This window comes from Flavisolibacter nicotianae (assembly GCF_003628535.1).
GTDB lineage: Bacteria > Bacteroidota > Bacteroidia > Chitinophagales > Chitinophagaceae > Flavisolibacter > Flavisolibacter nicotianae.
In genome coordinates, this window is record NZ_RBCI01000004.1 from 494,062 (window position 1) to 506,739 (window position 12,678).

At 51.3% G+C, this 12,678-nt stretch carries 7 protein-coding genes; all 7 read right to left on the reverse strand.

The window, feature by feature from the left end:
- Positions 1-30: 30 nt before the first annotated feature.
- The 7 genes from D6024_RS13865 to D6024_RS13895 all read right to left on the reverse strand — a co-directional run bounded on the left by D6024_RS13865 (position 31) and on the right by D6024_RS13895 (position 12,642).
- A complete protein-coding gene (locus D6024_RS13865; RefSeq protein WP_121355378.1) occupies positions 31-2,484 on the reverse strand; it encodes a glutaminase family protein in 2,454 nt (817 codons plus the stop codon).
- A 22-nt stretch (positions 2,485-2,506) separates the two neighbouring features.
- Positions 2,507-4,615: a CehA/McbA family metallohydrolase domain-containing protein gene (locus tag D6024_RS13870; protein WP_240410034.1), complete on the reverse strand. Its 2,109-nt coding sequence runs from the start codon at positions 4,613-4,615 to the stop codon at positions 2,507-2,509.
- A gap of 84 nt (positions 4,616-4,699) precedes the next feature.
- Positions 4,700-5,704 (reverse strand): glycoside hydrolase family 43 protein, encoded by a 1,005-nt coding sequence (locus D6024_RS13875; protein WP_121355217.1) that lies wholly within the window; start codon positions 5,702-5,704, stop codon positions 4,700-4,702.
- Positions 5,705-5,832: 128 nt separating this feature from the next.
- A complete protein-coding gene (locus D6024_RS13880) occupies positions 5,833-6,534 on the reverse strand; it encodes a DUF3823 domain-containing protein (protein WP_121355380.1) in 702 nt (233 codons plus the stop codon).
- A gap of 18 nt (positions 6,535-6,552) precedes the next feature.
- Complete coding sequence (locus tag D6024_RS13885; protein WP_121355218.1) at positions 6,553-8,460, reverse strand: RagB/SusD family nutrient uptake outer membrane protein; 1,908 nt, start codon at positions 8,458-8,460, stop codon at positions 6,553-6,555.
- Between the two features lie 27 nt (positions 8,461-8,487).
- Complete coding sequence (locus tag D6024_RS13890) at positions 8,488-11,667, reverse strand: SusC/RagA family TonB-linked outer membrane protein (RefSeq protein ID WP_121355219.1); 3,180 nt, start codon at positions 11,665-11,667, stop codon at positions 8,488-8,490.
- 474 nt (positions 11,668-12,141) lie between these two features.
- Positions 12,142-12,642: an RICIN domain-containing protein gene (locus D6024_RS13895; RefSeq protein ID WP_121355220.1), complete on the reverse strand. Its 501-nt coding sequence runs from the start codon at positions 12,640-12,642 to the stop codon at positions 12,142-12,144.
- Positions 12,643-12,678: the final 36 nt, after the last annotated feature.

Here is a 12,678-nt window from a genome sequence, read left to right on the forward strand (position 1 = left end):
TGCCAGGGCAGATCTGCCGTTCGCCACCGGTTATTTTTTTTGTTTTTGCTCGAGCAGTTTCATGAAATAGCCGCCTACCACGCTTCTCGCCTGGAAGCCTACCTGCCGGCCATTTGTCGTCTCGTGCCAGTCGCTCAGGGGTACCCGGGTAGGGGTTTCGGTGGCATATTTGTACACGGGTTTGACGATCGCTTCAAAATCAGAAGGGCTCTCGGCCAGCGTGGCTGTCCACATGATCCAGTCGGACTTTGTGTAGGTCCGCCGGCTGTCCAGCGGCAGGCCGAATTCGTTTTGCTTTTTCAGGTAGTAGTTCATTTCTTTTTTATAAACGTCTTCAGGAAAAAGATTAAAGCCCAGTACCTTGTCCCAAACCATGTTGTATTTCTGGCTCCAGGTCGTGGGATTTTCAAACGTCAGCGAAAAGTGGTCACCGGCGCCAGCCAGTTTCATCCACCGCTGAACCATGGCCCGTGCGCTGTCCATATACCGTGTCGCTGTGTCGTTGTGGCCAAGCTGTTTTGCCAGTTGCGCATAGCCAGCGATCCCGATGATCGCTTTTACGGAAAGGTTGGCGTTGCGGGCCAGGTGCCCGGCAAAATCATCGGTGCAAAGCTGGTTGGCGGGATCAAAGCCTTCCCTGAGCAGGTAATTGGCCCAAGTGGTCAGCGTGTTCCAGTGCTTTTTGGCATAGTCCGCATTTCCCTCCACTTTGGCAATGGCGGCTGTCAAAATGAGCATGTTGCCGCTTTCCTCCACCGGCATGTCTTCGCCATAGGTCTGGCCGTTGGCCAGCGGATAGGTGCCCAGGTCATGCGCCGCAAAGGGCTTGGCCCATTTGCCGCTCTCGCTGTAGTAAAAAATGCCGTTCATCATGCCCTTTAAAAGATCGGGGTTGTACACCAGGAACAGGGGTGCCGAAGGATACGTGATATCCACCGTATTGATAGAGCCGTTGCTGAAATTTTCTTTGGAAAGAAAGAGAATATCCCCCCCGGGGCTTTTTACCAGCTTGTGTGCCGCTATCGCCTGGCGGTAGGCCATATCGCAAAGCTTTGCGTAGTCTTCGCCACCGGCTTTTACCGCGTCGGCATGCATCTTTTTGTCGAAAGCGTTACACTGTGCAAGCACCTGCTGGTACTGCGTCTGTGCTTTTGTCAACTCGGTTTCGATTGTGCTTCCCTTTTCCTTCCACCAGGGTTTCAGGTTGGTGCCGAAATATTGAACGGAATACAGATCATCATAACCCAAAAGGAGCACTTGTTCCCTGGCCGTTTTGCCCACTGCGCCAAGGTTCAGCACCGTATTCAGCATCAATCCCTTGCCTGTTAGCGAAGCGGATGATACGGTTTTTCCTGTGCGAAAACTGCTGACGGCATCGGCGGCAGGCGTGATGTATTGCAACGGTTTTGCGGCCTGGGGCGCAGCTACAAACAGGTAACCCCAGTCGATGCGCAGGTCATCCCCTTTCTTTTGCAAAACCGGTTGTGCCGTAGTTCCCGCTTTCAGATAAGACAGGTTGCCTGTCATGCCTTTCTCTGCCTTCACTTCCTGCACCGATGCGTTCACGGCCAGGTTGGTGGACGTACCCAGGTAAACCTGCACCAGATGCGGCTTGCCGTCAGCCGATGCGGCTTTGAAACTGACGTAAGAAACCGGGCGGGAAATCAGGTCCAGGTTGTTCATCAGCAATGGCGAAACAAAGTTGAGCGTCAGCAGCACATTGCCGCAACGGAAGTCATACGTGGTTTGCGTAGCCGTGATGTTGACCTTTTGCTGTTGGGCAATATCCATGGCGTCAAAAGCATCCACCACTTCGTTCACAAGACCTGCGTCCAGCCACTGGCCACCAGCGGTGTTGGCCACATGAATAGCCAGCACGTTCTTGCCGGTTTTCAGGTTGCCGCTGGCCGTGCCTTTCAGCGGGATATAAACAAACTTGCCCGTCCAGCCTTTGCGTTCGTACACCTTTTTGCCATTCAGGTACACTTCCACGTTATCGTCGTGGTGCAATTTCAAAAACAGGTTGTTGAAATCCGTTTTTTTCAGATCGAATGTCCGGCGCACCCACAGGTTGTTGCTCTTCCAATAGGTTTTGGCCTGCGTACGGTTGTCGCCGAAGGGAGCCAGGCCTTTCTTCCAGGCTGCATCCTCAAAAGAAGCATTCATCCAGCCTGCTGCCGGTTCTTCTTCCGTGTACAGGGTTTCATAATTCACCTCGTCAGAGGCTGGCAGTACGCTGGTAAACTTTTTTTCAGCATTGCCCATAAAGCGGTACAGTTTTCCATCCACTTTGATCAGGCCAAGCAGGGATTGATCGGCGCCGGTCCAGTGTTTGGTAGGCTGTGCTGCAAGCGTGTCGTTCGTCGACCAGATGCTGAAATACGGATCGTGTGTGATGAGCGGATACGCCGGTGCCTTACTGACCTGCGCAAACGAAACAGTACTGCAGCAAAAAAGCAGAAAGGAGAAAAGAATCTTTTTCATTTGTAACGTCATTTATAATCTGTCATTTTTTTACGATAGCGGTTTTTGCCTGTAGCCAAACCTGCTGGGTGAAGGCGCCGTTCACCGCAGCGTCCCACACTTCTACCCTTACCCATTTGCGGTTTACTAGATTGGTTTGAAAGCTGAACTTCTTTTTGCCAAACGGTTTTGTGTTGTCAAGATTGATCCTTTCGCGGTACACGGCCTTTCCATCGCCTGAAACGATCTCGGCAAACTGCAGCGGAAAGGTCCAGTTGATATCCAGTTCGATCGTGGTTTTGCCCCCTTTAACCGGAACAGCCGTTTCACCCGGCGCTTTTCCATTGACAGTAAAATGCGGCAGCAGGATTTCGCCTGTCGTGACAAAAAACTTCCCCTGCCGCATAGCATCCAGCACCGGATGCCATCCTTCGTTGAACTTGGGCAGGCGATCCAGTTGCAGGTAGTTCACATTAAGGTGCGCATACATCTCGTTTTCGGGTTCAACAGAAAAGAGATCGGCTTCGGCTAACACGTGTTTTTGATATCCCCAGTTGGCCATATCATCCATCAGGTCGAGCACCCGCTTGCCCAACCGTGGCTGTGAGAGATCGGCCGGCATCGCCTTCCAGGCTGCACCGAAAAACCGGTCGGAGGCAAAGAAAGCTTCCTCTTTGTACTTGTCGGGGTAACCTGTGGATCCCTTTGTCCGGGGATGTGCTGTCCAGGCCAGGCCGTTCTCCAATTCCAGCAATTTCAGCATCTCGGCCTTATTGCCGATGCGGTACACTTTGCCATAGACCGGGTCGGCCGAAACAAACGGCGCTTCTTCCTTCCGCGACATGATCCAGTAAACCGGCTTTGGAAAAAATTCCAACCAATGGCCGCCAAAGAACTCATTCGGCTCTTCGCCGGGTAGCAGCAGAAAGTCTGCATCAGAATGTGTCCGGCACATGTCAAACAAGGTCTTCAACTCAAGCAACCGTTTCTCGTCGGGACCTTTGGGATGTGCCGTGTAATGAAACTCGCCGAGGTGCACGATGTTGATACCGGTGTTTTTAAACACCCGAACGAAATTGGGTGTATCCGGTGAGGGCTTGCCGGCCAACAGCACGTTCATCACGTACTCGTTGTGAAAATGGCTCGACATGGTTTTGTAACCCGGCAAAGCCCGATACACATCACCGTTGGTAAAGCGCTTCACGGCTGTGAGGGCAGTCCCCGCATCGCCTGTACTGAGCAGGCAAAAAAAGTTCAGCCGTTGCTTTGTCCCCGGAGGCGCATTAAACCAGGGCACCCAGCGATTGTCACCCATCGGATCCTGGCGGATGCCAAGGCCAAAGCCCGGAACCAGTTTTTTATAGTTGGGACCGTACCAGGTAAATTTCAAATTAAACGCTTCGTCGAGCGGATAAAAATATTGGTGCGGGGCGGGAAAAACGGCCAGGCTGCCATGTGCATTCTCGCCGATGATCGTACGGTATTTCACCGCCTGGTTGCGACTGGTATCCAGCGCCCCAACGCCTACCGACTGCAGCTTGTCGTTCGTATTGGCCCAGGCGATTTTGTTCCAGTCATTTTTCTCACCAACGAGACCGGCATCGTAGAGGATGGCCGTTGAATCCATTTCTGTTGCCAACACGGCGGCCACATTGAACAAGGGGCTTCCGTTATACACTGTTATTTCCAGGTCGCCGTTGAAAGTGCCCGCTTCGACACGGGAAATTTTTACAACCGTCCGGGATCCCTGTGAAATAACAGCAGCCCGTTGTTTTTCGAGATCAACGGTGAAGGTCTTGCTCGGGAGTTTATTTGTTTTGTCGAAAAAAATATTCCAGCCATTCTGTGAAACCAGGTCTCGTTTTCCTACCGTCAGCAAAAAAGAGGGAGACAGGTTTGAGGCGATCTCTTTCCATGCGCCTTTCTTTGTTTGTTGAATGCTGCTGAAAAGCGGTTGTCCCTTTTGCAGGTTGATGTGCAGCCTGCCCCTTTCGTTTCCGCCGACAGGCCAATTGATGCTGAGACCTTCTTTCTGCACATTTGCTTTTGCTTCGCCTTTTGGGTTAAACCCGCTGAGGTCAACACGCAGCTGCGCCCCGGCGACAAGACCTGAAAAGAGGAAGAAGATCAGTATGTTTTTTTTTATCAACAAGCCTCCAGTGATTGAATGAATGCAGCCGTTATGCTGCAGCCAGGGTTGAATTTTTGAAACCGTAAAGGGCAAGTAAAAAACGGCTTACTTCAGGGCCTGTTTTTGTACACCTTCCTGTGTAATTTTTACAGGCCTGATCAGTCCCTTTTCGTCGAATTCCATTTTATCGATACAGGTCACGCGGTGATTGCCGTTTGTTTCTCCCAGGGGCCGGCGGTGGTAAACGATGTACCACTGCTCTGTTTTGGGTACGTGCAGAACCGAATGGTGCCCTGCACCCGTGGCGACAGTCGAATCCTGCTGCAGGATTTTCCCGATGCGCTCAAAGGGACCGAACGGTGTCTCGGCTACGGCATAAGCCACCGAGTAATTGGGCCCGGTCCACCCGCCTTCCGACCACATGAAATAATATTTGTTGTCTTTCCGGAACATGAAGGACCCTTCCACATAGCCCCTGGGTGTAATTTCCTTGAACGTGGTGCCGTCGTCGAACGGCACAAAGCCTGTAAAATCTTTGTTTAGTTTGGCGATGTTGCAATGGCGCCAGCCGCCGTAAAGGAGATAAAACTGCCCGTCGCTGTCTTCGAAAACAAACTGGTCGATGGGCTGCGCACCGTTGTGAAACCGGTCGACGAGCGGCTTGCCCAGGTAGTCTTTAAAAGGGCCTTCGGGACGGTTGGCCACCGCCACACCGATGCCGCCCAATTGCTGATCGTTCTGAATATCGTTGGCCCCGAAAAACAGGAAATACTTTTTCCCTTTTTTCACGATCGAAGGAGCCCACACCGCCTTTTTTGCCCATTTCACATTGGCGGTATCGAGGATGTGACTGTGCTTTGTCCAGTGGATTAAATCGGGCGACGAAAAGGCATCGAGGAAAACCTGCTCTTCATACTTTGCCGAGTAGGTTGGATAAACCCAGTATTGCCGGTTGAAAATTCTTGCTTCCGGGTCGGCGTACCAGCCGGGAAAGACCGGGTTGCCGGATGTGATACGCTGCGTATCATTTTTCGCTTGTGAAAAGCCGGCCAGCGATGCACACAGCACTGCGAAACAAAATAGGGTCTTCCTGCCTGTTGGTGTAATCATGTTCGAAGGGTGTCGTTTGCGGGTTGTTTGCCGCAAAGTTCAAGTCTGTTTCAATGCAAGTGATCTTGTATGAAAGAGAGCCGGAGCTGTACCCCGGCTCTCCACTTCAATCAAATTCTCTAATTGTCCTAGAACGTAATTTTTACTACCGGTGAAAAGATCCAGTCTTCCACTCCGGCTATTTTCACGCCGATTCGGGCAAAGACATAGTTCTGTGTTGGCGAAATGGTCGGTATGGCAACGCTCAGGCTGACGTTGTTTGGATCGGCGATGGCACTGCCGGCAATATTGGTCCTGGCAATGTTGTCGTTTCCCGAAACAAACTGTGTTTTGTTAATGAAAAGCGTTGCTGTTTGGACGTCTTTCGCACGGGCGGCATCGGTAATGATTTTTTCGATCTTAAATGTCGCCGTTACATTTCCGCCGGTTTTGCTGATCTGCGGCGAGCGGATCATGTAATAAGGTTCCACTTCAATATCCCGTTGTGTATCTCCTTTTACGGAGAGAAGAAGCGTGTCTGACTTGCCGCCTGTCTGGGGCCAGTAAAACGGTCCCTGCCCTGCACGAACAACTAGTTTGTAATCCCCGTCGAACAGGACATGCGAATAGGTTCCTTCTTGTGTAAGGGCGCCGTTGATGGGACCGACTTTCCCAAAGCCGTCCTGGTAAAGTTCAAAAGGCACCTGGTCGTATTGCACCTGGATGGCTTCACCTTTGTAATGAAACTTCCCGGTCAACTTCGATTTGGGCTCCTCGTAATTGTCTTTTTTACAGGAGAAAGCTGCGAGGCAAAAAACGGCCAGCGCTATCGGAAGAAAATGACGTTTCATGCGTTTGATCATTGTAGATTATTGATTGGGTTGTTTCACCAGCTTCGGGTTGTTGGCCAGGATCGAGGTGCTGATCTCTGAATAATAGTTCCCGAGCTGAAAACGGTTGGCGCCGATCACATTGGCGTTGCGCTGGATCCGGAAGATCCACTTGTTGTTGTTGGGACCACTGGGGCTATACACTTTGTAGGGCCACAACGAGAAGGCCTGGGTGTTGCGCTTGGTCGCCGAACCGATGTTGGACACGAGCTCCGCCTCATTCATGGCTGCACCGTCCAATACGATATGTGCTATCCGCCAGCGTTTGCGATCGAAAATATAATGGCCTTCAAAAGCCAGTTCTACGCGGCGTTCGTTCACAATGCGATCAAAGGTCAGTTCTGCTGGCGCTAACGGTGTAGTAAAACCAGCCCGTTCGCGAACCTGGTTGATATAACCGACCGCTTCGCCTGTATTCCCCAGTTCAAAAGCTGCTTCGGCAGCATTCAACAAAACCTCTGCGTACCGGTAGCGGATCCACGGCACTTCACTGCCCGTACCACGGGAACCTGCACCCACAGCCGGGTCAACAAACTTGCGGATGTAAAAGCCGCTTTGGGCGCTGTACTCCACCCCATTGATCGGTCCATCGCTGCCCACCAGTTTCACATCAACCGAGGAGTTGGGCAATTTGCCGATCTGCCCCAGCGACGTACCGGAAACAACAGAGCCGTTGTCCAAAACCCATCCGGCGAAAATATCAACCGGCCGGTTGCGACCTGTAGAACCAGGCAGTGTAACAGTGCCGGCCAATCGGGCATCGCGACCTGCAAAAAGATCCAGCGGGTTGTCGTAATAAATCGGGTTGCCGCTGCCATCCTTGATCGGGAGCGGTGCAAATGTGTTGTCTAATTTTTCAAAACTCTCGACCAGGTTCAGCGAGGGATTGATGCGGCCACCTTCCACTTCCTCACCACCAAAAATGGGTTGGTTCTGGATGGTGAAGCCATGGGTTTTACCGCTGCGGACCTTGTAGTCTTCCATCCAGATGATCTCGGGATTGCCTTGTTTGTCGGCATTGTCGACAAACAGGTTGGCGTAGTTCTGCGACTTGTTGGTCGGGAACTTGTTGTAGAGCGCATATGCTCCTGCGCTTCCGCTGATAATTTCTTTTGCCGCAGCCAGTGCTTTGGTATAATAGCCATTCGCCATGCCAGCCGGAATGCCCACTTCGCCACCGGACAAGGAAACAGATGGCGTGTTGGCGCCGTATTTTGCGATGGAACCGGCATAAAGGGCAGCTCTCGCTTCTACGGCCAGCGCCGTGCCCCGTGTTGCCCGGTCTTTTGTTCGTGCATTTACCGGCAAGTCGCCTTTGATGGCCTCCATTTCGCTGATGACGAAATCGTATACATCGGATTCTTTGGCCCGCGCTGTTTGCAGCTTGGTGGCATCGCCACTGTAATCATAGGTCAGCGACTGCGTGATGAGTGGCACGCCGCCCATGCGTTTTACCAGTTCGAAATAATAAACGGCGCGGAGAAAACGACCTTCGGCAATGAACCGTTTTTTGTCGGCATCCTGCAGGGCTGTGGCGGCCGTTGCCCGCTCGATAAACAGGTTGATTTCCCGTAAATAGCCATAGTCCCAAATCGACCATTCGTTGTATCCCCAACCGTTTCTCGATTGTGTGTAGTGAATGTTGTTGGTGGAGGCAATGGCCTCGCCGGGATCGATAAAACTTTCCCACCCGTTTTTGAAAGCTGTAATATCCACCACCCTGTTATACAAGTCGGCCACAATCGTGAGCACCTGTGCCGGGTCGGAAAAAGACTGCTCGTTTGTCAGCAGGTTGAAAGGCTGTACATCCAGGAAGTCGCTGTCCTTTTTACAACTCCACAGCGTGGTGAGAAGAAAAAGGGAAGCTATTGCAACTATTTTTTTCATCGTATCAAATCGTTTTGCAAGCATGAATTAAAAGGTTAGGTTGACGCCAAAGTTTACGTTCTTCATCTGCGGGAACTGCAGACCGTTGTCATCGGCCACTTCCGGATCCAGTCCATACTGGCCCAGGTTGTCGATGGAAAACAGGTTGTAGGCGTTGACATAAAACCGGGCTTTTTTCAGGTGCGCCTTGCTCAGCACTTTCTCTGGCAATGAGTAACCCAATTGCAGGGTCCGTGCACGCAGGTATTTCACGTTGTGCGCCCAGAAAGTTGAGGTTTTGTTGTAGTCGCTATGTCCACCCTGGTTGAACCGGAGCGCCGGGTATTTTCCCTCGATCCAGGCACTGTTGACATCATACAAATCGGCCCTGTGCCAGCGGTCTTCGAAGATCTTGTTGAAATTGCCACCGTTCTGGAAAGGCCAGCGTGTTTCCCAGTTCTGGAACCAGGTGAAACCGGCACCGCCCGAAAAGTCGGCATTAAAATCAAATCCTTTCCAGGTCAGGCCAAAGGTCAAACCGAAATTGATGTTCGGGTTGGCATTACCATAACCGATTGGCCGCTGATCGAGGCCGTCGATCTTGCGGTCGCCGTTGATGTCTTTGTAGATCAAATCACCCGGCAGCAAGGTTTTGTTTCCCTGGCCGTCGATGTTCACCGTGTAGTTGTTGATTTCTTCCTGCGATTTGAACTGACCGATCACTTCGTAACCCCAGTCGATTCGCTGGTAGCGGTCTTCTACGCTGTTGCGGTACTTGTCCCAGGAATTAAAGAATAAAGGTTTGTAGGTTGATAAGGTTTTCGACCTGGCATAACTAAGGTTGGTACCTACATTGAAGTTGATGTCACGGCCGATTTTGCCATTGTAGACCAGCGATCCTTCCTCGCCAAAAATGGCATCGGAATTTAAGTTTTCAGGAGGCAGTCCATATCCCAACTCGCTTGGCAGAAGCAAGTCGTACCGCTGTCCGGCCAGGCCGGTCCGCTTGCGGTAGAACCAGTCGAACGTACCGGTCAGCTTTCCATGGAACAACGTAAAGTCGGCACCGATGTCGGTATTCTTTGCCGTGATCCAGGAGAAATCCGTGATAGGAATACCGCGGTCGCGGGAAACCGTAACCGCCTGGCCATTGATGATCGACACGCCATTGTTGCCGTAGAAATAACCCGGCAGGTAGGCGAAGTTGCCAAAGGGCAGGCTTCTGTCGTCACCCAATGTACCGTAGGAACCCCGAAGTTTCAGGCTGGTCAGCGGACCACGGAAAAGTGCTGTGGTAAAGCTTTCTTTTTCCACTCTCCAACCAACGGAAAAACCAGGGAAATAACCCACACGAATACCCGGGCGGAAGAGTTGCGAAGCGTCGCGGCGGCCGAAAACTTCCAGGTAATACTTGTTCGCATAATTGTAGTTGATGCGTCCGACATAACCGATACGGGCCTCGCGGTTTTCCTCGTCTACATAATCGGCCAGGGTAGAGAAATACATCAGCGGCAGTACGTTGGACTGCGGGATGCTGCGCACCCAGTTGCGGCGGCGGCGCTGGCTGATGCGCTCATTGGCCACCAAAGCGCCAATTGTATGCTCGCCAAAGGTTTTGTTATACGTCAGTTGGAGCTGCGAGGTCGTGTTGATTTGCTTTACCTGGTTTCGTTCACGCCAGGGGTTGATACTTCCCCCCGTTTGCTCATATGTATTTGTAGCCGGCCGGTAGGTATAGGTTTTATACGTGAACTCCTGGTTATTCAACAGGTTGTCCGCAATGTAATACGAATACATGCCTTTTACCGCCAATCCTTCGATGAAGGGAATTTGGTATTCGGCTTCAGCGTTTGTTTGCAATACACGCCATTCGTCTGTCAGTTTGCCGGCATTCTTGTAGGTGTTGTAGGCCCAGTTGGCGTCGTTTTGTTCGATGGTATTCAGGTAATCCGGATTGTCATTGGCATAAGGCCGCTCAAATGGCCGGTTGCGCAGGATGGCAAACCGGGGCAGCCAGTAGTCATCCTGGCCTGGCACACCAGGGTTGTTTCTCGTTTCCACCCGACCGTTGATTTGTGCACCTACGCGAAGTCCCTTGGTTACGCGGGCATCAAGATTCGACTGGATGTTGCTGCGGTCGAACATATACTCCCGTCCAAGCACGGATTGTTGGTGCAGGTTGGTCCCGGAGATATAATAGTGTACCGCATCGGAGCCTCCGGTCAGGTTTACATTGACGGAAGTAAGCGGTGCGTTTGATTTGATAATGAATTTGCGCCAGTCGAAGCTTTGGTAGCCCAGTTCTGTACCGGCCTTGTATTTCTCCAGTTCAGCCGGTGTGATGTTGGTTGTTCCCGCGTTGTTGACTTCCGCTTCCGCTTTGTAGCGCATATAATCATAGGAGTTGTTCAGCACATCGGGGAAGCGCACCCAGTTCTGCATGCCATAGAAAGCGTCGATATTGACGGCGGGTGTTCCTGTGCGGCCCCGCTTTGTTGTTACCAGCACAACACCGTTGGCTGCCCGGGCACCATAGATAGCTGCCGATGCATCTTTCAGCACCGTGATGCTTTCCACATCATTAGGAGCCAGGTTGTTGAATTGCCCCACATCCTGTTGAATACCGTCGATAACAAAGAGCGGGTTGCCCATATTCCGGATTTGAATATTCGCACTTGAACCGGGACGGCCATCCGACATGCGGAAGGAAACGCCGGGAATCTTACCGGCCAAACCTGCACTGACAGTAGAACCGGCATGCACCCGGTCAAGATCCTTTGAGGTGACCGATGAAATGGCACCTGTCAGAGATTCCTTTTTCCGTGTGCCGTAACCGATCACCACGACTTCGCCGAGGTTGCCGTTTGACGGTGTTAATGACACGGAAAGAGAGGTCTGGTTGCCGACCGTTATCTCCTGTGACGCAAAGCCAACAGAGCTAAATACCAGGACAGAGCGGTTGTTTGCCACGCTGATAGTAAAACTGCCGTCCGTTCCGGTTGTGGTTGCGTTGCGGGTTCCCTTTTCGGAGACTGTCACCATTGGCATACCGGCACCGCTGCTGTCTTTGACAACGCCGGAAACACTGATCTTTCCAGCGTTTTGCGATAAGGCAGACTGAATAAAAGAAAGAAAGAAAAAGGCAAATAAAAGAAGCCTTCTTTTTTGCCAGACATGCGTTGCCGCATACGTAATTCCATACAAGCTAAACTTGGTAGAAGTTTCCATGTAGCAATCAATTGTAGTTAAGAAAGTTGTGAATAATTGCAGAGTTTACATTCGCCGAAACCGCTGAGTCAATCGATTTGTGAAGAAACTACATAAGGCCCGATTTAACTATTCGTTATGTTTCATATTCTATTCAATTTGTTTCATTTTCCCGAACAGCGAATTCAGCAATGTCTAATACGGTTTATTCCAGGAATTTAACAGTTGCCAGCCCGTTATTTACCCTGGAATTACTCCTTTAGGAAGCGAACCTGGAACGATTCGAATGCCCGGTAAGGACAAAACCCGCCATCACATTTTTAAAGAAAACTGAGGTTACTGGAATGAAAAAGGCATAGCGGAAGGGTGAGCACCTCGTCAAATCCGAGTTTTATTTCGCCATCGCTTTTGGACGTTCCGGCAGGTACCTGGAAACACGGCAGCGTTCAACAGGGAGAACTTCGTCTACCCTCTCAGACAACTGTATCACCCGGCTCACATCGTCGGGTGCTGTTCGTAAATGGTCCACTGTTGCCGTTTCGTGTTGCTCTTCTCGGTAAGAAGAATCGGCGCATCCACTCCGTCTTTTCCTTCGGATGCCGTGAGGTATAAGCCTGTTCCTTTCAGCCGTATCAGAAAGGTTTTTTCCGGCGTTGAAATAAAATCATATAGCTGTTGGCTGGTCGTTCCCAAGGGCTGCTGCTGCAGGCCTACACTGTCCGCCGGCGTTCCGGCCGCCTGGAAGGTTTTGCCGGTAAATAAATTTTGCAACCGGTAGGTTTGTCCCTCTACGTGCTGAAAATCCCAGGTCATGCATTTCCAGTTTATGGGCGAATAAGCTACCAGTGGAGTTCCGTCTTTTTTATTTGCGTCCTTTATGCGCAGCAAGAGGCCTGATTCCACATTTTTAATGGCGTAGGTTCCTTTGATCACCTGCGAAAAAGATTTTCCGGCCAGGACCGTTGCAAAGAAAAGGATGAAGGAAAGCCGTTTCATTTTATTGAATTTACTTTATGACAAGAGGGTCTGCTA